This window comes from Levilactobacillus parabrevis, from assembly GCF_044051715.1.
In the GTDB taxonomy this organism is placed as follows: domain Bacteria; phylum Bacillota; class Bacilli; order Lactobacillales; family Lactobacillaceae; genus Levilactobacillus; species Levilactobacillus parabrevis.
In genome coordinates, this window is record NZ_CP168688.1 from 966,221 (window position 1) to 989,979 (window position 23,759).

Here is a 23,759-nt window from a genome sequence, read left to right on the forward strand (position 1 = left end):
TAGGAAGGGAGGATAATTAAATGACAAGCGTAGCATTATACAAACAAGATGGTAGCCAAAACGGCGACGTTACTTTGAATGCCGATATCTTCGGTGTTGAACCTAACGAAAGCGTCGTATTCGACACAATTTTGATGCAACGGGCATCTCTTCGCCAAGGAACTCACGCCGTTAAAAACCGGAGTGCCGTTCGTGGTGGTGGGAAGAAGCCATGGCGTCAAAAGGGTACTGGTCGGGCACGTCAAGGTTCAATCCGTTCACCACAATGGGTTGGCGGTGGTGTGGTCTTTGGCCCTACCCCTCGTTCTTACAGTTACCACCTTCCTAAGAAGGTCGGCCGTTTAGCATTGAAGTCTGTTCTTTCACAAAAGGTTCTCGATGATAGCTTCGTCGTAGTTGACGGGTTAGCATTTGATGCTCCTAAGACGAAAGAATTTGCTTCAGTGCTTGCTGGTTTGAATGTCACGACTAAGACGTTAGTTGTTCTTGAAGACGACAACGTTACTGCTGCTTTAGCAGCCCGCAACTTAGCCAACGTTAAGGTTATTCCTGCCAAGAGCTTGAATGTCCTCGACATTGCTGATGCTGATAAGTTAGTGATCACGCAACCAGCTCTTTCTCAAGTAGAGGAGGTGCTCGCATAATGGAAGCACGTGACATTATTTTACGTCCAGTTGTTACTGAAGCCTCAATGGCAACTATGGATGACAAGCGTTACACGTTCGACGTTGATGTACGAGCAACTAAGACCCAAGTCAAGCATGCTATTGAAGACATCTTTGACGTTAAAGTTGTTAAAGTCAACATCATGAACTTGAAAGGTAAGAAGAAGCGTCAAGGACGTTACGAAGGCTACACTAAGAAGCGTCGTAAGGCCATTGTCAGCTTATCTGCCGACTCAAAAGAAATCAAGTTATTCAACGAAGAATAAAATCTCAGATATAGGAGGGAAATAACGTGGCGATTAAGAAATACAAACCAACAAGCAATGGTCGTCGTAACATGACGAGCTTGGTTTACAAAGACGTCATCACTAAGACGACTCCTGAAAAGTCATTGCTTGATTCACAAAGCCATACTGCCGGCCGTAACAACGCTGGTAAGATGACTGTCCGTCATCGTGGCGGTGGTAACAAGCGTCAATACCGGATCATCGACTTTAAGCGTATTAAGGATGATGTTCCTGCAACTGTTAAGGCTATCGAATACGATCCTAACCGGACTGCTAACATTGCCTTATTAGTTTACGCTGACGGTATCAAGTCATACATCATTGCTCCTAAGGGCTTAAAGGTTGGCGACAAGGTTCAATCTGGTCCAGAAGCTGATATCAAGACTGGTAACGCTTTGCCATTAGCTAACATTCCATTCGGTACTGTTATTCACAACATCGAATTGAAGCCAGGTAAGGGTGGCCAATTGGTCCGTTCTGCTGGGACTTCAGCACAATTGTTAGGTAAAGCTAACGATGACAAGTACGTGTTAGTTCGTTTATCATCTGGTGAAGTTCGGATGGTTCTGAAGGTTAACCGTGCAACTATCGGTGCCGTAGGTAACGAAGAACATGAACTGGTTAACGTTGGTAAAGCCGGCCGTACTCGTTGGGCTGGTCAACGTCCTCACGTTCGTGGTTCAGTTATGAACCCTAACGATCACCCACATGGTGGTGGTGAAGGTAAAGCACCTGTTGGTTTACCATCTCCTCTTTCTCCATGGGGTAAGAAGACTGTTGGTAAGAAGACGCGTTCTAAGAAGAACAAGAGCAACAAGTTCATCGTACGTCGTCGTAAAGGTTCTAAGATGTAATCATCCGATTATTCGGATGTCGAGAGACCTGGTGATCATCGCGTGTAGCGATGCGCCACAAGTAGAGGAGGTTTCATAATGGGTCGTAGTTTGAAAAAAGGACCTTTCGCCGATGCGCACTTATTAAAGAAAGTTGATGCGCAGAAGGATCAAGACAAGAAGGCCGTCATTAAGACCTGGTCCCGCCGGTCTACTATTTTCCCTAGCTTTATTGGTTTAACCATTGCTGTATATGATGGACGGAAGCATGTCCCAGTTTACATTCAAGAAGATATGGTTGGCCACAAGCTTGGCGAATTCGTACCAACCCGGACATTCCGTGGTCATGGTAGCGACGACAAAACAACTCGTTGATAAGGAGGATTAACTAATGGCTGAACAAGTTACATCAGCGCAAGCGACTGCTAAGACGGTTCGGATTGCTGCTCGCAAAGTCCGCCTTGTCATCGATCTTATCCGCGGCAAGAGCGTCGCTGAAGCGATCGCTATTTTAAAGTTCACACCGCGTGGAGCATCACCGGTTGTGGCAAAGGTTTTGAACTCAGCAATTGCTAATGCAGAAAATAATTTTGACTTAGATCGTCAAGATTTAGTTGTTAGCGAAGCCTACGTGAACGAAGGCGCAACCCTTAAGCGGTTCCGTCCTCGTGCCAAGGGCTCTGCTTCACCAATCAACAAGCGTACGAGTCACATTACGGTTGTTGTATCTGAAAAAAAGGAGGGATAACGCGTGGGTCAAAAAGTAAATCCAACTGGATTACGGGTCGGTATCATTCGCGACTGGGAAGCAAAGTGGTATGCTGAAAAGGATTTCGCTGCTTACCTGAAGGAAGACCTTCAAATCCGTAAGTTTATTGAAAAGCGTCTTGTTGACGCATCTGTTTCAACTGTTGAGATTGAACGGGCTGCAAACCGCGTCAATATCTCAATTCACACTGCCAAGCCAGGTATGGTTATTGGTAAGGGTGGTTCAGAAGTCGAAAATCTCCGTAAGGAATTGAACGACTTAACTGGCAAACGTGTCCACATCAACATCGTGGAAATCAAGAAGCCAGATCTGGATGCCAAATTGGTCGGCGAAAACATCGCCCGTCAATTGGAAGGCCGTGTTGCATTCCGTCGCGCTATGCGTGGAACGATGCAACGAACCATGCGTTCTGGTGCCAAGGGTATCAAGACGCAAGTATCAGGCCGTTTAAACGGTGCTGACATGTCCCGTGTCGAAAGCTATGCTGAAGGTACGGTTCCTCTGCACACGTTACGTGCTGATATCGATTACGCTTGGGTAGAAGCTCACACCACTTATGGTTCTCTGGGTGTTAAGACCTGGATCTACCGTGGCGAAATTCTGCCTGAAAAGAAACAATCTAACGGACAAGGAGGGAAATAGCATGCTGGTACCTAAGCGAGTAAAGTTCCGTCGTGTCCACCGTGGTAAGCTACGTGGCGAAGCCAAGGGTGGCAAGAGCGTTGCTTTCGGTGACTACGGTTTGCAAGCGTTGGATTCCAAGTGGATTACCAACCGTCAAATCGAAGCTGCCCGTGTTGCAATTACACGTTACATGAAGCGTGGTGGGAAAGTTTGGATTAAGATTTTCCCTCACAAATCCTACACTGCTAAAGGTGTTGGGGTCCGGATGGGTAATGGTAAAGGTACGCCTGATGGCTGGGTAGCCCCAGTTAAGCGTGGCAAGGTTATGTTTGAAGTGGGTGGCGTTTCAGAAGAAACTGCCCGCGAAGCATTACGTCTTGCAGCCATGAAGCTTCCCGTTCGCACTAAAGTTTTATCTCGAGAGGAAGTAGGTGGCGAATCTAATGAAGACTAAAGAAATCAACGAATTAACCACTGCTGAAATGCTCGATAAAGAAAAGAGCTACAAGGACGAATTATTCAACCTGCGTTTCCAATTAGCTACTGGTCAATTGGAAAACACCGCACGGTTGAAGCAGGTTCGCAAGAACATTGCGCGGATTAAGACCGCTCTTCGCCAACAAGAACTGAACAAGTAGAATACGATAAGAAGGAGGTCACTAATACATGAGTGATGCACGTAATAACCGCAAGGTTTACCGTGGTCGTGTCGTGTCTGACAAAATGGACAAGACGATCACTGTCGTTGTAGAAACGACGAAGACGGATGCAAGATATGGCAAGCGTGTCAAGTACTCCAAGAAGTACAAGGCACATGACGAAAATAACGAAGCCCAAACCGGCGATATTGTTGAAATCATGGAAACTCGTCCATTATCTGCTACCAAGCGGTTCCGCTTAGTCGACATTGTTGAAAAAGCAGTAATCATTTAGGTGTCGTTTTTATCGTATTCTGAACTAGATCTGAAGGGAGGACACTAGCTGTGATCCAACAAGAAAGTCGCTTAAAGGTCGCCGACAATTCCGGCGCCCGGGAAATCCTGACTATCAAGGTTCTGGGTGGCTCAAAACGTCGCTATGCCGGAATCGGTGATGTCATCGTTGCTACTGTCAAACAAGCAACACCAGGTGGCGTTGTCAAAAAAGGTGATGTAGTCAAGGCTGTTGTTGTTCGTACGAAGTCTCGTGTACGTCGTAATGATGGTTCTTACATCGGTTTTGATGAAAATGCTGCTGTGCTGATTAAAGACGACAAGAGCCCACAAGGGACTCGGATCTTTGGACCAGTTGCACGTGAATTACGTGACAACGACTTCATGAAGATTATCTCATTAGCACCCGAAGTACTGTAATCAAGAATCATGTTAAACAAGGAGGTGCCCACAGGAATGCTTATTAAAACTGGTGACAAGGTCCGCGTGATCGCTGGCAAGGATAAAGGCAAGGAAGGTACTGTTTCCAAAGTCCTTAATGCTAAGAACCGCGTGATCGTTAAAGGCGTCAATATGATTAAGAAGCACCAAAAAGCTTCTCAAACTAATCCCCAAGGCGGAATTATTGATATTGAAGCACCAATTCACGCATCCAACGTTATGCTTATTGATCCTTCGAACAACGAACCAACCCGGCTTGGCGTTCGTGTTGAAGATGGTCACAAAGTCCGGTTCTCTAAGAAGTCCGGCGAAACCATCGACAAATAATCACTGAAAGGAGGAACATAATTTCATGTCAGCTCGTTTAAAAGAAAAGTTCGTTAATGAAATTACCCCATCATTGGTGGAAAAATTCAGCTACAGCTCTGTTATGCAAACGCCGAAGATCGAAAAGATCGTTTTGAACATGGGTGTTGGTGATGCTGTTACCAACGCTAAGAACCTCGACGAAGCCGTTGAAGAACTTGGTTTGATTTCTGGTCAAAAGCCATTGGTTACTAAGGCCAAGAAGTCAATCGCAACCTTCCGTCTTCGTGAAGGTATGTCAATCGGTGCAAAGGTTACCCTTCGTGGGGACCGGATGTACGAATTCCTGGATAAGTTGATCAACGTGTCATTGCCACGTGTTCGTGACTTCCATGGTGTTAGTTCTCGTGCCTTTGATGGCCGTGGTAACTACACTTTGGGGATCAAGGAACAATTGATCTTCCCAGAAATCAACTTTGATAACGTTAACCGTGTTCGTGGTTTGGACATTGTTATCGTTACAACGGCTAACACTGATGAAGAGTCACGCGAATTGCTGACTCAATTCGGTATGCCGTTCTCACACTAATTAAGGAGGTTCACACAAATTGGCTAAGAAATCACAAATTGCTAAGAACAAGCGTCCTGCGAAGTTCTCTACACAAGAATATACTCGTTGCGAACGTTGTGGACGTCCACACTCTGTTTATCAAAAGTTCCACCTTTGCCGTATCTGCCTGCGCGAACTTGCCCACAAGGGTCAAATTCCTGGTATGAAGAAGGCTAGTTGGTAAAACGAATTTTAAACAAAGGGAGGGTAAACGTTAATGTCCATGACTGATCCTATTGCAGACTTCTTGACGCGGATCCGTAACGCCAACATGGTGCGTCACGAATCACTCGAAGTACCTGCATCTAAAATTAAACGCGACATCGCTGAAATCCTGAAGCGCGAAGGTTTCATCCGTAATGTTGAATACATCGATGATGACAAACAAGGTATCATCCGCGTATTCCTCAAGTACGGTAAGGATAACCAACGTGTTATCAGTGGTTTGAAGCGTATTTCCAAGCCCGGCTTACGTTCATACGTTAAGGCCGACGATGTACCAAAGGTATTAAACGGTTTAGGTATCGCTATCATCTCAACCTCAGAAGGGGTCGTTACTGATAAAGAAGCGCGTGCCAAGAAAATCGGTGGCGAAGTTCTCGCCTACATTTGGTAATACTTTTAAGAAGATAGGAGGTGCCTTACAGTGAGTCGTATTGGTTATAAAACTGTCGATGTCCCAGCCGGCGTTGACGTAAAACGCGATGGTGATCAAGTTACTGTCAAAGGTCCTAAAGGTTCTTTAACCCGGACTTTCTCTGACATCATCACCATGAAAATTAGTGACGGTGCGGTTGATTTTGACCGTCCAGACAACAACAACAAGACCCGTGCACTTCACGGTACTCAGCGTGCTAACTTAAACAACATGGTTCAAGGTGTTGTTAATGGTTTCGCTAAGACTTTGAAGCTGGTCGGTGTTGGTTACCGTGTTCAAGCTAAGGGTAAGACTTTGGTATTGAGCGTTGGTTACTCCAACCCTGTTGAAATGGCAATTCCAGAAACCTTGGAAGTTAAGGTTCCTGATAACACGACCATCAACATTTCTGGTATCAGCAAGCAAGAAGTCGGTGACTTTGCCGCCGAAATCCGTGCCGTTCGTTCACCAGAACCTTACAAGGGTAAGGGTATCCGTTACGAAAACGAATACGTTCGGATTCGTGAAGGTAAGACTGGTAAGTAACAGTAACGCAGCTTAATTGCTGATAATTCTACAAAGAGGTGACTATTTTGATTACAAAACCAGATAAGAACAAGACACGTCAAAAGCGTCATACGCGTGTCCGGAACAAAATTTCTGGAACTGCAGAACGCCCACGCTTAAACGTTTTCCGCTCTAACAAAAACATCTACGCTCAAGTCATTGATGACGTAGCGGGTGTCACGCTTGTTAGTGCCTCAACGTTAGATAGCGAAGTGTCTGGCGACAACAAGACTGACCAAGCTAAGGCTGTTGGTGTTTTAGTTGCTAAGCGCGCTGTCGAAAAGAAGATTGGCAACGTCGTGTTTGATCGTGGTGGGTACTTGTACCATGGCCGTGTTCAAGCATTGGCAGAAGCTGCTCGTGAAAACGGGCTGGAATTTTAACAGTAAGGAGGAATAACCACACATGGCAAAATTTATTGATCCCGACAAGTTAGAACTTGAAGACAACGTTGTTGCTATCAACCGGATCACCAAAGTTGTTAAAGGTGGCCGTCGTCTTCGGTTCTCAGCACTTGTAATTGTCGGCGATAAGAACGGTCACGTTGGCTTTGGTACTGGTAAAGCACAAGAAGTCCCAGAAGCTATCCGTAAGGCTGTTGAAGCCGCTCGTAAGAACTTGATCGAAGTTCCAATCGTGGGAACTACCATTCCTCACGAAGCACTCGGTCTTTATGGTGGGGGCAAGATCTTACTCAAGCCTGCTGCTGAAGGTTCTGGAGTTACTGCCGGTGGTGCCGTTCGTTCCGTCATGGAATTAGCCGGTGTTGCTGATGTTACTTCAAAGCGTCTTGGCTCTAACACGCCAGTTAACGCAGTTCGTGCCACTTTTGCTGGCCTTGCTGAGTTGAAGCGTGCTGAAGAAGTTGCCGCTCTCCGTGGTGTCTCTCTTCAACACTTAGCTGAATAAGGAGGGGTATTAAAATGGCTCAATTAAAAGTTACTTTAATTCATAGTGTTGCACACCGCCTCCCTAAACAGCGGAAGATCGTGGCTGCTCTTGGTTTGAACCGTGTGAACAGCACGGTTGTTCAACCAGACAACGAAGCAACTCGCGGTGCGCTTTTCCAAATCGCACATTTGATTAAAGTTGAAGAAGTTAAGTAGTACTCATTTCATTTTATAAGGAGGTGCGCAATAGCATGAAGTTGAACGAATTAAAACCTGCTGAAGGCTCACGGAAGGTTCGTAACCGGGTTGGTCGTGGTGATTCATCTGGTAACGGTAAGACTGCTGGTCGTGGCCAAAAAGGTCAAAAGGCTCGTAGCAAGACCCGTTTGGGTTTTGAAGGTGGCCAAATGCCACTGTACCGTCGTATTCCAAAGCGTGGGTTTACCAACATTAACCGTAAGGAATTTGCTGTCGTAAACTTATCCGCTTTGAACGTCTTTGATGATGGTGCTGAAGTTACTCCAGCTGCCTTGGTTGAAGCTGGCATCGTGAAGAACGAAAAGGCCGGTATTAAGATCTTAGGTAACGGTGAAGTAACGAAGAAGTTGACGGTCAAGGCCGCTAAGTTCTCCAAGTCAGCTGCCGAAGCTATCGAAGCTGCTGGTGGTAAGACTGAGGTGATTTAATGCTCACAAGCTTAAAAAACGCTTTTAAGATTAAAGATATTCGTAAAAAGATTCTCTTTACTCTTCTGGTTTTGATTGTCTTTCGGTTGGGTACCTATATTACTGTCCCCGGCATTAACGCGAAGGCACTTCAAAGCGTTGCGTCTTCTGGGTTAGTTAGTATTTTAGATACCTTCAGTGGTGGTGGGTTAACCAACTATTCCATCTTCGCGATGGGGGTTTCACCTTACATCACTGCACAAATCGTTATTCAATTGCTACAGATGGACATCGTTCCGCGCTTCGTTGAATGGAGTAAGCAAGGGGACGTTGGACGGCGGAAGTTAAACCAAGCCACTCGCTACTTAGCGATTGCCTTGGCTTTCGTTCAGTCGATCGGGATCACTGCCGGTTTCAGTGCGCTTAGCTCAATGAAATTGGTGCAAAATCCTAGTGTCGCAACATACCTCTCAATCGGGTTAATCCTGACTGGTGGGACCATGTTGACCACTTGGATGGGTGATATGATTACCGATCGTGGGTTAGGTAACGGGATTTCAATGATTATCTTCGCAGGTATCATTGCTCGGACCCCAACTGCCGTCTACAAACTCTACAAAGATTACTTCGTTGACATCGCAACTGGTGACATGTGGAAGAGCGTGCTCTTCGTATTAGGATTAGTTGTTTTGGTATTGTTGATCATCACGTTTACGACGTGGGTTCAACAGGCCGAACGGCGAGTTCCAATGCAGTACACGCGTCGGGTTTCTGGTTCGCCAGATTCCAGTTACCTTCCATTAAAGGTTAACGTGGCTGGGGTTATCCCAGTTATCTTCGCAAGTTCGTTTATTGCAACGCCTCAAACTATTTTGATGGCATTCCAAAACACGCATTCGCAAGATGCTTGGTACCAAACCATGACGAATCTTTTCAACATGCAAACCTTTGATGGTGCCATTCTGTACACCGTTCTGATCATTGTGTTCACGTTCTTCTATGCGTTCGTTCAAGTTAACCCAGAAAAGTTGTCTGAGAACCTGCAAAAGCAGGGGAGCTACATTCCTGGTGTTTGGCCTGGTCACGAAACGCAGTCATACGTTTCCAGTTTGTTGATGCGACTCAGCACTGTTGGGTCACTCTTCCTTGGATTCATTTCCTTAATTCCGTTGTTAGCCCAAAATCTTTGGGACTTAGATGAGTCAATTGGTTTAGGTGGTACCAGCCTCTTAATCGTCGTTGGTGTGGCTATCGAAACCATGCGTCAGGTAGACGGATTGATGATGAAGCGCGAATACGTCGGCTTTATTCAAGGGTCGTCAAATGGCCCTCAAGGTCCAGAACCAGCTTAATGAGTTTCCAGCGGGTGTGTTGATCTAATTGGCACACCTGCTTGTGTATTTCAGGCTAATAATTTTGAAATAAGGAGAACGAACATGACAGCAATGAATTTAATCCTCATGGGCTTACCGGGTGCCGGTAAAGGGACCCAAGCTCAAAAGATTATCGATGAGTTCCACTTACCGCACATTTCTACGGGAGACATCTTCCGTGAAGCGATGAAGAACGAAACCGAAATGGGCTTGGCAGCTAAGAAGTTCATCGACAAAGGTGAATTGGTACCGGATGAAGTCACGAATGGCATCGTTCGGGATCGCTTAGCTCAAGACGATACCAAGGCAGGATTCATGTTGGATGGGTTCCCCCGTTCCATTGTTCAAGCTGAAGCTTTAGATAGCTTTGGTCCTGAACTTGATCGGGCCATCAATGCCGTGATCAATATTCACGTTGAACCTGATGTCTTGGTAGAACGCCTTTCTGGCCGGTACATCTGCCGGACTTGTGGCGCTACTTATCATAAACTGTACAACAACCCTAAGGTTGAAGGCACTTGTGATGTTTGTGGTGGCCATGATTTCTACCAACGGGAAGATGACAAACCTGAAACGGTGAAGAATCGCTTGGCAGTTAACCTTAAGGCTAACACGCCATTAGTTGATTATTACACCAAGAAGGGTCTGCTCTTTACGGTTGATGGTGACCGGGCTATCGATGATGTCTACGTCGACATTGAAAAGATCTTGAAGAACCTCTAGATTTACTAAGTTCTTGCTAAGTGGCAAGAATTATGGTAGACTTATTCAGGTTTAGCCTGTAAATGGCGCGCTGTCGCAATTCACAGGTGCTAGGCGGGAGCAACATCCTTGCTCCTGCTGCTTTTACGTGTATTTTACACGCAATTATAAGGGAGGTACTTTCGTGGCGAAAAGCGATGTCATCGAAGTCGAAGGTAAAGTTACCGAAACATTGCCTAACGCAATGTTTCGGGTCGAATTAGAAAACGGTCATGAGATTCTCGCTCATGTCTCCGGTAAGATTCGGATGCATTACATCCGTATTCTGCCCGGTGACCGAGTAACTGTTGAAATGTCACCGTATGACTTGTCTAAAGGCCGGATTACTTATCGTTTCAAGTAACCGCCTGGACAGATGTAGGAGGGATATTCATGAAAGTAAGACCATCAGTTAAGCCAATGTGCGAACACTGCAAGGTTATCAAGCGTAAGGGTCGAGTAATGGTTATTTGCTCAGCCAACCCTAAGCATAAACAACGCCAGGGTAAGTAATTCAATTTATAGGAGGTGCACATTTAATGCCACGTATTGCTGGAGTGGATTTACCACGTGATAAGAAAATCGCTTATGGTTTGACTTACATTTTTGGTATTGGTATCAACACCGCACACAAGATTGTTGCGGATGCTGGTGTCGCAGAAGACGTTCGGGTTCGCGATTTGACACCTGATCAAGAAGACAAGGTTCGTGCCGAAGTCGACAAGTACAAGGTCGAAGGTGACTTACGTCGTGAAGTTAGCCTGAACATCAAGAACTTGCAAGAAATCGGTTCTTACCGTGGTATGCGTCACCGTCGCGGTTTACCTGTTCGCGGCCAACACACCAAGAACAACGCCCGCACTCGGAAGGGTAAAGCCGTTTCCGTTGCCGGTAAGAAGAAGTAAAGGAGGGTTAACACTTTATGGCTACTAGAAAAACTAGTCGCAAGCGTCGGGTCAAGAAGAATATTGAAGCCGGTGTTGCACACATTCATGCTACGTTTAACAACACATTAGTTATGATCACTGATGTTCAAGGTAACGCCATTGCCTGGTCATCAGCTGGTGCCTTAGGTTTCAAGGGTAGTCGGAAATCAACACCATTTGCTGCTCAAATGGCTGCTGAAGCCGCTGCTAAAGCATCACAAGAACATGGTATTAAGTCCGTTGAAGTTGCTGTTAAGGGTCCTGGTTCAGGACGTGAAGCTGCTATCCGGGCCATCCAAGCTGCTGGTATCGAAGTCACCGCTATTCGCGATGTTACGCCAGTGCCTCATAATGGGACTCGTCCTCCAAAGCGCCGTCGGGTTTAACGTGAGCGTTTCATTAATGAGGGCAACCTTCATGATGGGATTGACTTATAGGAGCTCAACGCGGTTTGAAAGGGGTAAACGATAAGAATGATTGAATTTGAAAAGCCTAACATTCATAAAATTGACGAAAGTAGCAACTACGGTAAGTTTGTTGTTGAACCGTTAGAACGTGGTTACGGGACAACGCTTGGCAACTCATTACGGCGGATCTTGCTTTCATCATTACCTGGTGCAGCTGTTACCAGCATTCAAATCGACGGGGTTTTACATGAATTTTCGACGGTTGAAGGTGTGGTTGAAGATGTCACGCAGATCATCTTAAATGTTAAGAAGATTGCGTTGAAGCTCAACGGTTCTGACGATCAAGAGGAAACCATGGAAATTAACGTTAAAGGTCCAGCACAAATCACTGCCGGTGATATTGTTGCGGGTGCCGACGTTGATGTCTTAAACCCAGATCTGTACATTGCTACGGTTGCCGATGGGGCAACGTTCCATATGCGGATGACTGCGGATAAGGGCCGTGGCTATGTTTCTGCTGACGAGCACAAAGCTCAGAACACGGAAATGCCAATTGGTGTCTTAGCTGTTGATTCCATTTACACCCCAATCGAACGGGTTAACTACCAAGTAGAGAATGCACGGGTTGGCCAACGGGCTGACTACGATAAATTGACCCTGGATGTTTGGACAAACGGTTCAATTAATCCAAGCGAAGCCATTGCATTGGCTGCTAAGATCTTAACCGAACATCTGGCTATGTTTGTCGACTTGACCGACGAAGCTAGGAATGCGGAAATCATGGTTGAAAAAGAAGAAACGCATAAGGAAAAGATGCTTGAGATGACCATCGAAGAGCTTGACTTATCCGTTCGTTCATACAACTGCTTGAAGCGTGCTGGTATCAACACGGTCCAAGAATTGACTAACAAGACTGAAGCAGACATGATGAAGGTTCGTAACTTGGGTCGCAAGTCCCTTGAAGAAGTTAAGGCTAAGTTAGCTGACTTAGGTTTGTCACTTCGGAAGGAAGACTAATTTTAGACACTCAAAGGAGGGTTTCTGGTTATGAGTTACCGTAAATTACAACGGACTAGTTCTCAACGTCGTGCCTTATTACGCGATTTGACTACCAGTTTAATTTTAAACGGCCGCATCGAAACGACTGAAGCACGCGCTAAAGAAGTTCGGAAAACGGCTGACCAAATGATTACCTTAGGTAAGCAAGGCGACTTGCACGCACGTCGTCAAGCTGCTGCGTTCATCCGTAACGTGGTTGCAGATGTTAAGGAAGACGGCGATGATGTTGTCGTTACCAGCGCATTGCAAAAGGTATTCAGCGAATTAGCACCTAAGTACGCCGACCGTAACGGTGGTTACACGCGTATCTTAAAGACGATGCCTCGTCGCGGTGATGGTGCCGCTATGGCTATCTTGGAATTCGTTGACTAGTCTTTACTAGACTGCGATTCATGGAGTGATCACGTCCATAAACGTGATACCGATATGTTTTAAATTAATCACTAGAACCATGTGGTATAGAGCGCTACGATGATGGGGAAATCTTTCCGAGTCTAGCTTGAATGGGGGCAAACGCCTCAGCGCCGCTGGTTTGTTAGTGATTTTTTTATACACTTTTTTATTTGGGCGCCGGAAACGGTTTACTGAGAGATGGAAATCAGCGTTGCCAATATAGCTCAGGCCAAGGCAAATAAAATTTTGAAAGCTTAGGCACAACTCTTCGGTATCATCGGAATATTTGGTATAATTAGCGGTGACTTTTTTCGTAAGGAGAATCAATAGCGCAGATGGAAAATATAATTGAAGTTAAACATCTGACCTACCGTTACCAAGCGGATGATCCGCGACCTGCACTAAATGACGTTAGTTTTACCGTCCATGCCGGTGAGTGGCTCGCAATTGTTGGGCATAACGGGAGTGGGAAATCCACGCTAGCCAAGTCGTTAGATGGCCTGTTACCGTTCACGACTGGTGAGATTACGGTGGGGGGAATCCAATTGACCCCGGAGACGGTGTGGCAAGTCCGTGAAAAGATTGGCATGATTTTCCAAAATCCTGATAATCAATTTGTTGGGGCGACCGTTGAAGACGATGTTGCCTTTGGCCTGGAGAATCGGCAGATGCCTCGCACGGAAATGTTGCCACGCGTTAAGGCGGCCATTGCGCGTGTCGGGATGAGTGAATTTGCTCAGCGCGAACCGAGCTCTTTGTCTGGGGGGCAGAAGCAGCGGGTGGCGTTGGCTGGTATCGTTGCCATTGCGCCAGATGTGTTGATTCTTGATGAAGCAACCAGCATGTTGGATCCTCAGGGGCGGCGTGAGATGTTGGCGCTGGTCCGCGAGTTGCGGCAGACGCAGCATTTAACCGTTATCTCAATCACACATGACATCGATGAGGCCGCCATTGCCGACCGGGTATTGGTGATCGATGATGGTCAACTGGTTGATGAGGCCGCTCCAGCTACTATTTTTGCACAGGGCGAGCGCCTCGTTGAACTCGGTCTGGACCTGCCCTTTACGGAAAAATTAAAGGCGGCGTTGCGGCAACGGGGCATCGACCCCCCAGCCGACTATCAGAGTGCCGCAGAAATGGAGGAATGGCTGTGGCAATCTCTTTCGAACACGTAAGTTATACGTATCAAGCGGGAACCCCCATGGCTACCTCCGCGGTCAGTGATGTTTCTTTTGCGGTGCCCGACCATGGCTATTTAGCCATCATTGGGCACACTGGGAGTGGGAAATCTACGCTGATCCAACAGCTCAATGCCTTACTTAAACCCACGGCTGGTGAAATTACCGTGGATAATTTTACGATTACGCCCAAGACCACTAACGCTGATCTGAAACCGTTGCGGCAACACGTCGGCATGGTTTTTCAATTTCCTGAGAATCAATTGTTTGAGGAAACCGTGCGGCAAGATATCGCGTTTGGCCCTAAAAACTTTGGGATGGGTGAGGCCGACGCTAACAAGTTGGCCGATGCCATGCTGCAGACGGTCGGACTAGATAGTAGTTACGCCGAGCGGTCACCATTTGAGCTCTCTGGTGGCCAGATGCGGCGGGTTGCGATTGCCGGCGTTCTGGCAATGCGTCCCAAGATCTTAATCCTCGATGAACCGACGGCCGGGTTAGACCCCCAAGGTCGTCAGGAAATGATGACCTTGTTTGAGCGGCTTCACCGTGAACAGGGCTTGGCGATTGTCCTCGTGACCCATCAGATGGAAGACGTGGTGCAATACGCCGAGCAAGTTGCTGTGATGCGCGACGGTCGGTTGGTCAAGTTTGGTACGCCAGCAGAGGTCTTCAGCAGCGAGAAATGGTTGCGGGAGAACCAATTGGATATGCCCCAAGCAGCTCAGGTTGCTCAGCGACTGGCCGATCGAGGCTTGACGTGGGACGCATTACCCTTAACGGCCGACCAACTGGCGGATCAACTCGCCGCGCGGTGGCCACGAGAGGGGGGCGCACATGTCTAACTTTATCTTTGGCCGCTATCTACCACTCAATTCGGTGGTCCATCGCTTGGATCCCCGAGCAAAATTATTGCTGAGTTTCTGTTACATTGGGCTGGTTTTCATGGCTAACAATCCTGTGAGCTATCTGATCATTATTGCGTTTACCTTGGGCTCAATCCTGGCTTCAAAGATTAGTTTAGGTTTCTTTTTGAAAGGTATTCGCCCGTTGATCTGGTTGATCGTCTTCACCGTGGTCTTACAGCTGCTGTTCAGCCCCGTTGGCGGTCACGTGTATTTTCACTGGGCATTTGTGAATATTACGCAGTTTGGCCTCGTTAATTCCGGGTATATTTTTATTCGCTTCCTGCTGATCATCATGATGTCGACGCTATTGACGCTGTCGACACAGCCACTAGACATTGCAACTGGCCTAGCTTCATTAATGAAACCTTTACGGTGGGTTCGCGTTCCGGTCGACACGTTAGCGATGATGTTGTCGATTGCCTTGCGCTTCGTGCCCACACTGATGGACGAGGCCAATAAGATCATGAATGCGCAGCGTGCCCGTGGCGTGGACTTTGGCGAGGGGGGCTTGTTGAAGCAGGCCAAATCGCTCATTCCTTTGATGGTGCCGTTATTCATGAGTGCCTTTAATCGGGCGGAAGACTTGTCGACGGCCATGGAGGCCCGTGGGTATCAGGACAGTGAGCATCGCAGTCAGTATCGTATTTTAACTTGGCAACGACGAGATACGATTACGTGGATTATTTTTGTGGTGGCGTTTGCCGCCATTTTAGCTACTCGTCGTTGGTAGGAGGAAACATGCAACGTTACAAGGTAACTTTTATGTATGATGGAACTGACTTCGCTGGTTTTCAGCGGCAGCCGCACAAACGGACGGTTGAAAGCGTCTTGACTAAGGTCGTCAATAAGATGGCTAAGAACCCGACACCGGCCATCGTGATCTATGGTTCTGGGCGGACCGATGCAGGGGTCCACGCATTGGCTCAGGTGGCCCATTTCGACTTCCCCTTCATCATTCCCGCGGAGAACATGCGCAAGGGCTTAAACAGCATGTTACCGATGGATATGGAGGTCTTAAAGGTCGAAGAGGTGGCGGAAACCTTCCATGCGCGGTATGATGTCTCTGGAAAACGCTATTTGTATCGGATGGATCTAGGTGAATTCCGGAATCCGTTTAAACGCAACTATACGGGTCACTGGAAGTTTCCAGTGGATTTGGGTAAGATTAACCAGGCCCTAGGCGACTTGGTCGGAGAACACGATTTTACCAGTTTTGTGGCGTCTGGAGCCCAGACCCGGACGTTTGTACGGACCATTTATGAGGCAACGTGCCATATTGATGAAGCCAATGATGAATTGGTCTTCGAATTCTATGGTAATGGCTTCATGTATAATCAAGTTCGAATTATGGTTGGCGTGCTGATTGAAATTGGTGCCGGCACCCGACCGGTTCATGATATTTTGCGACTTTATGAAGTTAAAGACCGTCGACAGGCTCGTAGAACGGTGCCAGCCGCGGGTTTATACTTGAAGCATGTCTACTATCAGGGAGAGGATCCGGCGCATCCAACGAAATTACCGCAACATCAGCGGTGAAATTTCGGCTAAGGGGCTAAACAATCATTGACTTTATGGTGAAAACTTTGTATTATGGTTGTTGGTATTGTTTGCCCCACGATAAGCCCCGGAAAGTTTACTTGGTGTCAGACAAACACAGATTTATGGAGGAATTTAACGTGCGTACAACTTATATGGCAAAACCCAACGATGTTGACCGTAAATGGTACATTGTTGACGCAACTGATGTTAGCTTAGGTCGTCTTGCTTCAGTCGTTGCTTCTGTATTACGTGGTAAGAACAAGCCAACGTTCACCCCTAACGTGGACACTGGTGATAACGTAATCGTCATCAACGCTGAAAAAGTCGCTTTAACTGGCCGTAAGGCTACCGACAAGATTTACTACCACCATACTGGTTTCGCTGGTGGCTTGAAGTCACGGACTGCTGGTAACTTCCGGGATCAAAACCCAGAAAAACTGATCGAAACTTCTGTTCAAGGTATGCTCCCTAAGAACTCCTTAGGTCACCACATGGCATTGAAGCTTCACGTGTACGCTGGTGAAGACCACAAGCACGAAGCACAAAAGCCAGAAGTATTAGACATTACTAACCTAATCTAAGGAGGAAACCAAATTGGCACAAGTTCAATATCGCGGCACTGGCCGTCGTAAAAACTCCTCTGCACGTGTACGCTTAGTACCCGGCTCAGGTAAGATTGTTATGAACAACAAGGCAATCGAAGATTACATTCCATTCGCAAGTATTCGTGAAGTTGTTTTACAACCATTCAACGTTACGGAAACTCTCGGTAACTATGATGCATTAGTTACTGTTCGCGGTGGTGGGTTCTCCGGTCAAGCCGGCGCAACTCGTCACGGGATCGCTCGGGCATTGCTCGATGTAGATCCAGATTTCCGTGGTCCATTGAAGCGTGCAGGTCTTTTGACTCGTGACGCTCGTATGAAGGAACGGAAGAAGCCAGGTCTCAAGAAGGCACGTAAGGCTTCACAATTCTCCAAGCGTTAATATTTCGATATTATCAATTGGGAAATCCTCACCATTATGGTGGGGATTTTTTGTTTGGGATGTAATGCCATGAGCTGGGGTTTGAAACGACAACGTACAGACCGAGTTCCGTCGCAATCCTTCTTGAATCACGCTGGGCGAACGGGATTGTCGTGCACGAAAAAAGGATTCAATAACCAGCAATTTAGGTGTTGTTTTCCCGCAGTGGTTGTCTTAGACTGAGGGAATGGATACTGATACGAGGCAGGGCAAACATGGAAAAAATTCGACATTCTAAATTTTATGATTTATTTCTAAATACATTATCTAAGAAAATGGTAATGGGGTTTATTTTGATCATCGCGTTGGGAACCATCTTTTTGAGCTTGCCGGTCGCAACCTATGGGCATACCGTGTCATTTATTAATGCGTTGTTTACGGCAACTTCGGCAACTTGTATCACCGGACTGACGGTGGTCAATACGGCAGAGACGTGGACACCGTTTGGCCAGGTTGCCATCATGGTGATGACCGAGATTGGTGCATTAGGTTATATGACGTTCACCGTTCTGTTGTTTAACATCATGCGGCGTCACTTGAACTTATCGACCCAACTGATGGTAAAGGAGTCGTTGAACCTGGAGCACTTGCACGATACCAAGAGCGTGACTCGTTACGTCATTGGTCTGTCCGCGTTGTTCCAGATTGTGGGGATGATTCTCTTCGCTTTCGACTTTGTGCCACGCTTTGGGTGGTCGCAGGGTATTTACATATCTCTGTTTCATTCGGTTATGTCATTTTGCAATGCCGGCTTCGATGTCTTTGGAAACAGTCTGATGGGCTTTCGTAACGATTCCTACATGTTGTTGGTGACGACAATCTTGATTGTTGCTGGGGGCCTCGGTTTTCTGGTCTGGCGCGATCTTTTGCTCTACCACGAGCGGAAGCGTCTGACGCTAAATTCGAAGTTGACGTTGGTCACGACCGTGTCACTGTTTGTGGTGGGGTTCTTGATTTTACTGGTCACTGAACGTGATTTAAGTTGGTTACCCAAGGGGACGTCATGGATCAATCGTACCGTGAACACGCTGTTTCTGAGTGTGACACCGCGGACGGCCGGTCTGGTGTCCTTACCGACGGATGGCTTACATCCCGGTAGTGTTTTTCTGATTATGATTCTGATGTTTATCGGTGGGACGCCTGGTTCAACTGCTGGGGGGATCAAAACGACGACGTTTGGCGTGCTGATGATTCAAAGTATTTCGCAGCTGCGTGGCAAGCGCGATGCGGAGTTCGCACATCGGCGGTTCAGTCAAGCTAATGTGAGTCGGGCTTTGCTCCTGATTTTTATGGCCAGCGTGGTTATTGCGCTAGCAACGTTGGTGCTGACTCAAACGGAAAAGATTCCACAAAACTTTGGCTTGGAATACATTGTGTTTGAAGTTTTGTCAGCGTTCGGGACCGTTGGGCTGAGTTTGGGCCTGACACCGCATCTAACGGTGATTGGTAAATGCGTGATCATGCTGTTGATGTTCATCGGGCGGGTCGGTATCTTCACGACGCTCTATACGTTGTCACGGCGCCAGGTTAAGAAGAACCTGATTCGTTACCCTGAAGAAAATATTTTAATTGGTTAAGGAGTCTGAACGATGAAAAAAAGTTTTGCAGTGTTAGGCCTCGGCCGATTTGGACAAAGTGTTGTGGAAACGCTGGCGGAGACCCACCAAGATGTCTTGGCAGTCGATGTTCAGGAGCAGCCCGTTAATGAGATGACGGAAATTGCCACGCAGACGTTGGTCGCCGATACTCGGGATGAAGAGGTTTTGCGCGAGCTCAACATTGACACCTTCGATTACGTGATCGTGGGTATCGGGAACAACATGGAAGCTAGTATTCTAACGACCATGTTAGCCAAGGAACTGGGAGCCGAGAAGGTGATTGCGAAGGCTGAAACTAGCGACCACGGCCGGGTGTTGAAGCGAGTTGGGGCCGACCAGGTGATTTTTCCTGAGCGTGATATGGGGCACAGTATTGTTCGCAAGTTGTTGTCCAACCATATCCTGAATTTCATTGATCTGAGTGATAAATACACGTTGGCGGAGGTGGTCATTACCGACCCAACGTTTGTGAATCAGAACTTGATTCAATTGAATCTGAGGAAACGATTTGACCTGACAATCATTGCGATTCAACACGATCAGAAGATTAACATCTCTCCGCAACCGACCGATATGGTGATGCTGCATGACGTGTTGACGGTGGTTGGTCCGATTGAACACGTTGAGGCGTTGGACGAGGCGCTGAAGAAGTAGGGCTTAGCTCCTGACTATAGCAAAGTTTTCGAGATGCACAAGGACTAAGTCAAATTGTTTTTGAAATCCCGTTGTGGCGGGATTGGTAAATGAAAATAACCTAAGAGTGGGCACCTATCGGACTGATGGGTGCCTTATTTGTGCAGTGGCTGGACCACTAAATGGGTGGATACGATTGTGATTGAATTTCTGCAGAGCACTTGGTATGGTTAGACCACTAGAAGTTAACTGACAAAAGGGGACGGGGTAGCTCATGAAAGTTAGACGGATGGTCAATTGGTTGCGGGTACAGAGCGAGACGCAAATGGGGATGTATGGTGCCGAAGAGCTGACGCAGTGGAAGGCGATGGCACTGCTGTATTATATTCAAGGGACGTATTTGGCGCTCTATGGTGTGCCAGCGTTTAAAGATGACATTGTGATTGAGAAAAACGGCCCAGTCATTGCGGCTGTACGTCACAAGTACGGGGACCGGATTCGGATTGTTGGCAAGCTGGGGAAGAAAACATGGGCAGATGATTATCACATTGAAGATCATCATCCTCAACTTTTAGATGTGTTGCATGCCGTCTGGATGGCTTATGGCGATATGTCGACTATTGAGCTCCGTCAGCAGATGCTACAGGAACGGCCCTGTCAGGAGACACAGGTTGGACAGGTGGTTGACTTAGACGCCCTGACAGCTTACTTTCAGACAGATATTGTGGCCCTTCCTGAGGAGATTCAGGATGATCCCGCGGTGGATGCGGTACATATGGAGACGGTGTAAAGATACTACCAGTAAATAACTTGATAGCGGGGCTTGATCGTAGGGTCAGGCTCTCTTTTTTTAGCTAGTCAATACGATTGCGTTTGAATGGACGGCTTGCTATAGTTAGAACACAGCAATTACAAGACGAAAAGAGGCGATAATTCATGGATGTTTTAAAGATTGTAAATTGGTTTCGAGTGGAGAGTCATGCGCAGATGCGTTTATACGACGCCGATGAACTGAGTTTGATGCGAGTGATGAAGCTACTCTATTACGTGCAGGGAACGAATTTAGCGGTGTATGGGGAATGCGCTTTTGATGACCAGATTTTAGCTTGGAAATCGGGGCCAGCAATTGCGTCAGTTGAAGGTAAGTACGCCGGGAAGATTAGTATTGTTGGTCAGATATCTAAACAAGCTGCAGCCGATTTTGAGGAAATTGAGATGAATCATCACAGCCTGGCTGATATTTTACACGCCGTCTGGGACGCATATGGGACGTTGTCTGCACTAGAGTTAGTTGCCCAAAGCAAGTCGGAAAATCCTTGGCGAGAAACTGCGATAGGTCAAACAATCTCAAATGAAAAGATGCGTGCCTTCTTTAAAGCAGAGGTTGTCAGCTAAGGTGAGCAAGTGAATTACGATAAATAGTTGCCCAGTCGTTTGTCCAGCCGTGAGATAGCTCATAGGGTGCATACGATTTGGGTTGTGTCTGGCACCCGACCTTGTTATCATGAGGCTAAGGCAGAATTGAGTAGACGGAGTTGACAGGAAGGCTTTCCAAGGAGGGTCCGAAGTGAACAACGATATCGATCAAATGGTCAATTGGTTTCGGGTCAAGAGCAGCCAACAGATACAGGAGCTGGATGCCGATGAGCTGAGTCGCGCGAAGGTTTCGCAACTGTTGTATTACGTACAGGGCATCTGCGTGGTTGTCTATGGCATCAATGCGTTTACCGATGATCTGGTTGCGGGTGAACGTGGGGTCATGATCCCCGCGGTGGAACGTCAATATGCTGGTGAGACTGGCATTGTTGGCTACATTTCGGCTGAAGATCAGGCTGACTATGACTACTTAGCGTCCATTCAACAGTTTCAAGCCATCTTAGAGTGTGTCTGGCAGACCTTTGGACACCTGTCAGCTATCGACCTGATGGAGATGGTGCAATACGAACAACCGTGGGCTGAGACGCTTCCCGGAGAGCCCATTTCCACGGAACTGATGGAAGATTACTTTAAAGATAAGGTTATTGCTAAAATTAAAACAGACAATTAAAGAGTCAGTTACAAAAAGCGCCATTCGTCAGCACCGAGGATTTCCCCAGGCTAACGAATGACGCTTTCCTACTATATTAATTTAGTTTTACAACAAGTGAATGTTGGCAGCTTCACACTGGTCGATCATGGCTTGTGGCCAGATAGACGTTTGAACTTCACCAACGTGCGCTTTACCCAGCAACAACATGCATAGCCGGGATTGACCGATCCCACCACCAATAGTGTAAGGGAGTTCTCCGTTCATGATCATCTTGTGATAAGGCAGGCTCAAGCGGTCTTCTGCGTGGGCAATCTTTAATTGCTTTTGCATGGAGGCAGCGTCAACCCGGACACCCATACTGGAGATTTCAATAGCTTGTTGCAGGGGTTCGTACCAGAACATGATGTCGCCGTTTAGTTCCCAGTCGTCGTAGTCAGGGGCCCGGCCATCGTGACGTTTGCCACTCTTTAAGGCGCCACCGATCTTCATTAAGAAGACACAGCCCAACTTCTTGCTGATGGCGTTCTCACGTTCCCGTGGCGTCATTTCAGGGTACATATCTTCCAATTCTTGTGTCGTAATGAAGTGGATTTCGTCTGGTAAGTGGTGAACGGCTTGGGGGAACTTGTACCAGACTTCGTGTTCCATGTGCTTGATCACTTTGAAGATGGTCCGAACCGTAGACTTCAAAGTATCGATCGTCCGTTCATCCTTGGCGATAATCTTTTCCCAGTCCCATTGGTCAACGTAGGCGGAGTGGAAGTTGTCCAAGTCTTCGTCTTTCCGAATGGCGTTCATGTTGGTGTAGAGGCCTTCATGCATTTGGAAGCCGTTCTTCTTTAAAGCGACCCGCTTCCACTTGGCGAGAGAGTGGACGATTTCAATCTGAGAATCGCCCATGTCAGCCATCGTGAATGAAACGGGCTTTTCCACACCGTTTAAGTTATCGTTCAACCCAGTGGACTTCTCGACAAACATGGGTGCCGTCAACCGTGATAAGTTGAGTTGCTTCCCGAATTCATCTTGGAAGGTTTCACGGATGTAACGAATAGCTTCTTGGGTTTCTTTGATAGACAATTTTGGATCGTATGATTTTGGAATGATTAAATGCATAAGCGATTCTCCTTTGGGTTTGTGGTGAGATAAAATAAAAAAAGTTTTTCCATCCCTTGTGTAATCAAGGGACGAAAAAACCTTTCGCGGTACCACCCAAGTTGCCCACTCTAGAAATGGGCCAGCTCAATTAGAGTACAAACATACTCTACCGATGGTAACGTACCGGTTTACGGCTAACCCTACTGTGACTGTGTCATTCAGGTAGCAACTAAGAAAGTGTTATTCCGAGTAATCAGACACTGATTGGGTTTTCACTAAGTCCCAACTCACTGACAGGCTGACTAAACGTACTCGTCTTTCCTCCGTCTTTTTATCTTATGGGATTAATCCTAGCACCTTTTTTTGATTTGTAAACAAGAAAATTAAAATCTGACGAGAACTTTTGCCAGAAAGAGGTCGATAAAACCGCGGTAGAATCGGTATTTCGAGCTATTGAAAAATTTAAAAAATTTGTGAGTTGGCTATGATTTACGCAAGGGGAGACTGCAAGGACGCTGGGAGTTGTTGACGTGGTCTCAAAATATAGGTGTAGTCTGCTCAAGTGGACATCGTTTCCTACACGAGTTGGTGGTATAAAGCATGTACACTGACATCCAGCAATCAATCA

The 23,759-nt window shown here is 46.9% G+C and carries 39 protein-coding genes; 38 read left to right on the top strand and 1 reads right to left on the bottom strand.

Annotated features, from left to right (window positions below):
- Positions 1–20: 20 nt before the first annotated feature.
- The 38 genes from rplD to ACEPSU_RS04775 all read left to right on the top strand — a co-directional run bounded on the left by rplD (position 21) and on the right by ACEPSU_RS04775 (position 22,054).
- Positions 21–644 carry a 50S ribosomal protein L4 gene (rplD, locus tag ACEPSU_RS04590; protein WP_020090146.1) on the top strand — a complete coding sequence of 208 codons (624 nt, stop codon included), beginning with the start codon at positions 21–23 and terminating at the stop codon, positions 642–644.
- Positions 644–931 carry a 50S ribosomal protein L23 gene (gene rplW / locus ACEPSU_RS04595; RefSeq protein ID WP_020090145.1) on the top strand — a complete coding sequence of 96 codons (288 nt, stop codon included), beginning with the start codon at positions 644–646 and terminating at the stop codon, positions 929–931. The genes rplD and rplW overlap by 1 nt, the downstream gene beginning before the upstream one ends.
- Before the next feature lie 26 nt (positions 932–957).
- On the top strand, positions 958–1,806 hold the full coding sequence (rplB, locus tag ACEPSU_RS04600) for a 50S ribosomal protein L2 (RefSeq protein WP_020090144.1): 849 nt from the start codon (positions 958–960) through the stop codon (positions 1,804–1,806).
- A 78-nt stretch (positions 1,807–1,884) separates the two neighbouring features.
- Positions 1,885–2,160, top strand: a complete 276-nt coding sequence (gene rpsS / locus ACEPSU_RS04605; RefSeq protein WP_020090143.1) for a 30S ribosomal protein S19 — start codon at positions 1,885–1,887, stop codon at positions 2,158–2,160.
- A 16-nt stretch (positions 2,161–2,176) separates the two neighbouring features.
- Entirely contained in the window at positions 2,177–2,533 is a 357-nt protein-coding gene (gene rplV, locus ACEPSU_RS04610) for a 50S ribosomal protein L22 (RefSeq protein WP_020090142.1), read from the top strand.
- A 3-nt stretch (positions 2,534–2,536) separates the two neighbouring features.
- The gene (gene rpsC, locus ACEPSU_RS04615) at positions 2,537–3,196 is read left to right on the top strand and encodes a 30S ribosomal protein S3 (RefSeq protein ID WP_020090141.1); all 660 of its coding nucleotides are present in this window, start codon (positions 2,537–2,539) and stop codon (positions 3,194–3,196) included.
- 1 nt (position 3,197) lies between these two features.
- The gene (gene rplP, locus ACEPSU_RS04620) at positions 3,198–3,632 is read left to right on the top strand and encodes a 50S ribosomal protein L16 (protein WP_020090140.1); all 435 of its coding nucleotides are present in this window, start codon (positions 3,198–3,200) and stop codon (positions 3,630–3,632) included.
- Positions 3,622–3,816 carry a 50S ribosomal protein L29 gene (gene rpmC / locus ACEPSU_RS04625; RefSeq protein WP_020090139.1) on the top strand — a complete coding sequence of 65 codons (195 nt, stop codon included), beginning with the start codon at positions 3,622–3,624 and terminating at the stop codon, positions 3,814–3,816. Before rplP ends, rpmC begins: the two co-directional genes overlap by 11 nt.
- Positions 3,817–3,844: 28 nt before the next feature.
- A complete protein-coding gene (rpsQ, locus tag ACEPSU_RS04630; protein WP_020090138.1) occupies positions 3,845–4,111 on the top strand; it encodes a 30S ribosomal protein S17 in 267 nt (88 codons plus the stop codon).
- A gap of 50 nt (positions 4,112–4,161) precedes the next feature.
- Entirely contained in the window at positions 4,162–4,530 is a 369-nt protein-coding gene (gene rplN / locus ACEPSU_RS04635; RefSeq protein WP_020090137.1) for a 50S ribosomal protein L14, read from the top strand.
- A gap of 36 nt (positions 4,531–4,566) precedes the next feature.
- A complete protein-coding gene (gene rplX, locus ACEPSU_RS04640; RefSeq protein ID WP_020090136.1) occupies positions 4,567–4,878 on the top strand; it encodes a 50S ribosomal protein L24 in 312 nt (103 codons plus the stop codon).
- A gap of 25 nt (positions 4,879–4,903) precedes the next feature.
- Positions 4,904–5,446: a 50S ribosomal protein L5 gene (rplE, locus tag ACEPSU_RS04645; protein ID WP_020090135.1), complete on the top strand. Its 543-nt coding sequence runs from the start codon at positions 4,904–4,906 to the stop codon at positions 5,444–5,446.
- A gap of 19 nt (positions 5,447–5,465) precedes the next feature.
- On the top strand, positions 5,466–5,651 hold the full coding sequence (locus tag ACEPSU_RS04650) for a type Z 30S ribosomal protein S14 (RefSeq protein ID WP_081624603.1): 186 nt from the start codon (positions 5,466–5,468) through the stop codon (positions 5,649–5,651).
- A 33-nt stretch (positions 5,652–5,684) separates the two neighbouring features.
- The gene (gene rpsH / locus ACEPSU_RS04655) at positions 5,685–6,083 is read left to right on the top strand and encodes a 30S ribosomal protein S8 (RefSeq protein WP_020090134.1); all 399 of its coding nucleotides are present in this window, start codon (positions 5,685–5,687) and stop codon (positions 6,081–6,083) included.
- Between the two features lie 30 nt (positions 6,084–6,113).
- Positions 6,114–6,650, top strand: a complete 537-nt coding sequence (gene rplF, locus ACEPSU_RS04660; RefSeq protein ID WP_020090133.1) for a 50S ribosomal protein L6 — start codon at positions 6,114–6,116, stop codon at positions 6,648–6,650.
- 38 nt (positions 6,651–6,688) lie between these two features.
- The gene (rplR, locus tag ACEPSU_RS04665; protein WP_027826031.1) at positions 6,689–7,054 is read left to right on the top strand and encodes a 50S ribosomal protein L18; all 366 of its coding nucleotides are present in this window, start codon (positions 6,689–6,691) and stop codon (positions 7,052–7,054) included.
- Positions 7,055–7,076: 22 nt separating this feature from the next.
- The gene (gene rpsE, locus ACEPSU_RS04670) at positions 7,077–7,580 is read left to right on the top strand and encodes a 30S ribosomal protein S5 (protein ID WP_020090131.1); all 504 of its coding nucleotides are present in this window, start codon (positions 7,077–7,079) and stop codon (positions 7,578–7,580) included.
- A 14-nt stretch (positions 7,581–7,594) separates the two neighbouring features.
- Complete coding sequence (gene rpmD, locus ACEPSU_RS04675) at positions 7,595–7,777, top strand: 50S ribosomal protein L30 (RefSeq protein WP_020090130.1); 183 nt, start codon at positions 7,595–7,597, stop codon at positions 7,775–7,777.
- Positions 7,778–7,812: 35 nt separating this feature from the next.
- Positions 7,813–8,247, top strand: coding sequence for a 50S ribosomal protein L15 (gene rplO / locus ACEPSU_RS04680; RefSeq protein WP_020090129.1), 435 nt, complete (start codon positions 7,813–7,815; stop codon positions 8,245–8,247).
- Positions 8,247–9,578, top strand: coding sequence for a preprotein translocase subunit SecY (gene secY / locus ACEPSU_RS04685; protein ID WP_020090128.1), 1,332 nt, complete (start codon positions 8,247–8,249; stop codon positions 9,576–9,578). Before rplO ends, secY begins: the two co-directional genes overlap by 1 nt.
- A gap of 93 nt (positions 9,579–9,671) precedes the next feature.
- Positions 9,672–10,322 carry an adenylate kinase gene (locus tag ACEPSU_RS04690; protein ID WP_027826030.1) on the top strand — a complete coding sequence of 217 codons (651 nt, stop codon included), beginning with the start codon at positions 9,672–9,674 and terminating at the stop codon, positions 10,320–10,322.
- Between the two features lie 163 nt (positions 10,323–10,485).
- Positions 10,486–10,704 carry a translation initiation factor IF-1 gene (gene infA / locus ACEPSU_RS04695; protein WP_011668477.1) on the top strand — a complete coding sequence of 73 codons (219 nt, stop codon included), beginning with the start codon at positions 10,486–10,488 and terminating at the stop codon, positions 10,702–10,704.
- A 29-nt stretch (positions 10,705–10,733) separates the two neighbouring features.
- Positions 10,734–10,853 carry a 50S ribosomal protein L36 gene (gene rpmJ / locus ACEPSU_RS04700; protein ID WP_011668476.1) on the top strand — a complete coding sequence of 40 codons (120 nt, stop codon included), beginning with the start codon at positions 10,734–10,736 and terminating at the stop codon, positions 10,851–10,853.
- Between the two features lie 26 nt (positions 10,854–10,879).
- Positions 10,880–11,245, top strand: coding sequence for a 30S ribosomal protein S13 (gene rpsM / locus ACEPSU_RS04705; RefSeq protein ID WP_020090126.1), 366 nt, complete (start codon positions 10,880–10,882; stop codon positions 11,243–11,245).
- 17 nt (positions 11,246–11,262) lie between these two features.
- The gene (gene rpsK / locus ACEPSU_RS04710; RefSeq protein WP_020090125.1) at positions 11,263–11,652 is read left to right on the top strand and encodes a 30S ribosomal protein S11; all 390 of its coding nucleotides are present in this window, start codon (positions 11,263–11,265) and stop codon (positions 11,650–11,652) included.
- An 87-nt stretch (positions 11,653–11,739) separates the two neighbouring features.
- The gene (locus tag ACEPSU_RS04715; RefSeq protein WP_395322960.1) at positions 11,740–12,690 is read left to right on the top strand and encodes a DNA-directed RNA polymerase subunit alpha; all 951 of its coding nucleotides are present in this window, start codon (positions 11,740–11,742) and stop codon (positions 12,688–12,690) included.
- 30 nt (positions 12,691–12,720) lie between these two features.
- Positions 12,721–13,104, top strand: coding sequence for a 50S ribosomal protein L17 (rplQ, locus tag ACEPSU_RS04720; RefSeq protein WP_020090123.1), 384 nt, complete (start codon positions 12,721–12,723; stop codon positions 13,102–13,104).
- 356 nt (positions 13,105–13,460) lie between these two features.
- Complete coding sequence (locus tag ACEPSU_RS04725) at positions 13,461–14,300, top strand: energy-coupling factor ABC transporter ATP-binding protein (protein ID WP_395322961.1); 840 nt, start codon at positions 13,461–13,463, stop codon at positions 14,298–14,300.
- Positions 14,276–15,148 (top strand): energy-coupling factor ABC transporter ATP-binding protein, encoded by an 873-nt coding sequence (locus ACEPSU_RS04730; RefSeq protein WP_395322962.1) that lies wholly within the window; start codon positions 14,276–14,278, stop codon positions 15,146–15,148. Before ACEPSU_RS04725 ends, ACEPSU_RS04730 begins: the two co-directional genes overlap by 25 nt.
- Positions 15,141–15,941 carry an energy-coupling factor transporter transmembrane component T family protein gene (locus tag ACEPSU_RS04735; RefSeq protein ID WP_395322963.1) on the top strand — a complete coding sequence of 267 codons (801 nt, stop codon included), beginning with the start codon at positions 15,141–15,143 and terminating at the stop codon, positions 15,939–15,941. The genes ACEPSU_RS04730 and ACEPSU_RS04735 overlap by 8 nt, the downstream gene beginning before the upstream one ends.
- An 8-nt stretch (positions 15,942–15,949) precedes the next feature.
- Positions 15,950–16,747: a tRNA pseudouridine(38-40) synthase TruA gene (gene truA, locus ACEPSU_RS04740; RefSeq protein WP_395323573.1), complete on the top strand. Its 798-nt coding sequence runs from the start codon at positions 15,950–15,952 to the stop codon at positions 16,745–16,747.
- Positions 16,748–16,887: 140 nt separating this feature from the next.
- Complete coding sequence (rplM, locus tag ACEPSU_RS04745; protein ID WP_020090118.1) at positions 16,888–17,331, top strand: 50S ribosomal protein L13; 444 nt, start codon at positions 16,888–16,890, stop codon at positions 17,329–17,331.
- A gap of 13 nt (positions 17,332–17,344) precedes the next feature.
- A complete protein-coding gene (gene rpsI, locus ACEPSU_RS04750; RefSeq protein WP_020090117.1) occupies positions 17,345–17,737 on the top strand; it encodes a 30S ribosomal protein S9 in 393 nt (130 codons plus the stop codon).
- 254 nt (positions 17,738–17,991) lie between these two features.
- Complete coding sequence (locus ACEPSU_RS04755; RefSeq protein ID WP_027826029.1) at positions 17,992–19,353, top strand: TrkH family potassium uptake protein; 1,362 nt, start codon at positions 17,992–17,994, stop codon at positions 19,351–19,353.
- A gap of 12 nt (positions 19,354–19,365) precedes the next feature.
- Positions 19,366–20,028 (top strand): TrkA family potassium uptake protein, encoded by a 663-nt coding sequence (locus ACEPSU_RS04760; protein ID WP_020090115.1) that lies wholly within the window; start codon positions 19,366–19,368, stop codon positions 20,026–20,028.
- Positions 20,029–20,281: 253 nt separating this feature from the next.
- Positions 20,282–20,797: a Panacea domain-containing protein gene (locus tag ACEPSU_RS04765; protein ID WP_020089525.1), complete on the top strand. Its 516-nt coding sequence runs from the start codon at positions 20,282–20,284 to the stop codon at positions 20,795–20,797.
- A gap of 146 nt (positions 20,798–20,943) precedes the next feature.
- Positions 20,944–21,402 (top strand): Panacea domain-containing protein, encoded by a 459-nt coding sequence (locus ACEPSU_RS04770; protein ID WP_395322965.1) that lies wholly within the window; start codon positions 20,944–20,946, stop codon positions 21,400–21,402.
- 172 nt (positions 21,403–21,574) lie between these two features.
- Positions 21,575–22,054, top strand: coding sequence for a type II toxin-antitoxin system antitoxin SocA domain-containing protein (locus tag ACEPSU_RS04775; protein WP_395322966.1), 480 nt, complete (start codon positions 21,575–21,577; stop codon positions 22,052–22,054).
- Positions 22,055–22,141: 87 nt separating this feature from the next.
- Here ACEPSU_RS04775 and asnA read toward each other — a convergent pair whose 3' ends face one another.
- A complete protein-coding gene (gene asnA / locus ACEPSU_RS04780) occupies positions 22,142–23,149 on the bottom strand; it encodes an aspartate--ammonia ligase (protein WP_020089528.1) in 1,008 nt (335 codons plus the stop codon).
- Between the last annotated feature and the right edge of the window lie 610 nt (positions 23,150–23,759).

Coding starts and splice junctions, on each gene's coding strand:
- rplD (WP_020090146.1), top strand. CDS start 21: ATGACAAGCGTAGCATTATACAAACAAGATGGTAGCCAAAACGGCGAC.
- rplW (WP_020090145.1), top strand. CDS start 644: ATGGAAGCACGTGACATTATTTTACGTCCAGTTGTTACTGAAGCCTCA.
- rpsS (WP_020090143.1), top strand. CDS start 1,885: ATGGGTCGTAGTTTGAAAAAAGGACCTTTCGCCGATGCGCACTTATTA.
- rplV (WP_020090142.1), top strand. CDS start 2,177: ATGGCTGAACAAGTTACATCAGCGCAAGCGACTGCTAAGACGGTTCGG.
- rplP (WP_020090140.1), top strand. CDS start 3,198: ATGCTGGTACCTAAGCGAGTAAAGTTCCGTCGTGTCCACCGTGGTAAG.
- rpmC (WP_020090139.1), top strand. CDS start 3,622: ATGAAGACTAAAGAAATCAACGAATTAACCACTGCTGAAATGCTCGAT.
- rpsQ (WP_020090138.1), top strand. CDS start 3,845: ATGAGTGATGCACGTAATAACCGCAAGGTTTACCGTGGTCGTGTCGTG.
- rplX (WP_020090136.1), top strand. CDS start 4,567: ATGCTTATTAAAACTGGTGACAAGGTCCGCGTGATCGCTGGCAAGGAT.
- rplE (WP_020090135.1), top strand. CDS start 4,904: ATGTCAGCTCGTTTAAAAGAAAAGTTCGTTAATGAAATTACCCCATCA.
- rpsH (WP_020090134.1), top strand. CDS start 5,685: ATGTCCATGACTGATCCTATTGCAGACTTCTTGACGCGGATCCGTAAC.
- rpsE (WP_020090131.1), top strand. CDS start 7,077: ATGGCAAAATTTATTGATCCCGACAAGTTAGAACTTGAAGACAACGTT.
- rpmD (WP_020090130.1), top strand. CDS start 7,595: ATGGCTCAATTAAAAGTTACTTTAATTCATAGTGTTGCACACCGCCTC.
- rplO (WP_020090129.1), top strand. CDS start 7,813: ATGAAGTTGAACGAATTAAAACCTGCTGAAGGCTCACGGAAGGTTCGT.
- secY (WP_020090128.1), top strand. CDS start 8,247: ATGCTCACAAGCTTAAAAAACGCTTTTAAGATTAAAGATATTCGTAAA.
- ACEPSU_RS04690 (WP_027826030.1), top strand. CDS start 9,672: ATGAATTTAATCCTCATGGGCTTACCGGGTGCCGGTAAAGGGACCCAA.
- rpmJ (WP_011668476.1), top strand. CDS start 10,734: ATGAAAGTAAGACCATCAGTTAAGCCAATGTGCGAACACTGCAAGGTT.
- rpsM (WP_020090126.1), top strand. CDS start 10,880: ATGCCACGTATTGCTGGAGTGGATTTACCACGTGATAAGAAAATCGCT.
- rpsK (WP_020090125.1), top strand. CDS start 11,263: ATGGCTACTAGAAAAACTAGTCGCAAGCGTCGGGTCAAGAAGAATATT.
- ACEPSU_RS04715 (WP_395322960.1), top strand. CDS start 11,740: ATGATTGAATTTGAAAAGCCTAACATTCATAAAATTGACGAAAGTAGC.
- rplQ (WP_020090123.1), top strand. CDS start 12,721: ATGAGTTACCGTAAATTACAACGGACTAGTTCTCAACGTCGTGCCTTA.
- ACEPSU_RS04725 (WP_395322961.1), top strand. CDS start 13,461: ATGGAAAATATAATTGAAGTTAAACATCTGACCTACCGTTACCAAGCG.
- ACEPSU_RS04735 (WP_395322963.1), top strand. CDS start 15,141: ATGTCTAACTTTATCTTTGGCCGCTATCTACCACTCAATTCGGTGGTC.
- truA (WP_395323573.1), top strand. CDS start 15,950: ATGCAACGTTACAAGGTAACTTTTATGTATGATGGAACTGACTTCGCT.
- ACEPSU_RS04755 (WP_027826029.1), top strand. CDS start 17,992: ATGGAAAAAATTCGACATTCTAAATTTTATGATTTATTTCTAAATACA.
- ACEPSU_RS04760 (WP_020090115.1), top strand. CDS start 19,366: ATGAAAAAAAGTTTTGCAGTGTTAGGCCTCGGCCGATTTGGACAAAGT.
- ACEPSU_RS04765 (WP_020089525.1), top strand. CDS start 20,282: ATGAAAGTTAGACGGATGGTCAATTGGTTGCGGGTACAGAGCGAGACG.
- ACEPSU_RS04770 (WP_395322965.1), top strand. CDS start 20,944: ATGGATGTTTTAAAGATTGTAAATTGGTTTCGAGTGGAGAGTCATGCG.
- asnA (WP_020089528.1), bottom strand. CDS start 23,149: ATGCATTTAATCATTCCAAAATCATACGATCCAAAATTGTCTATCAAA.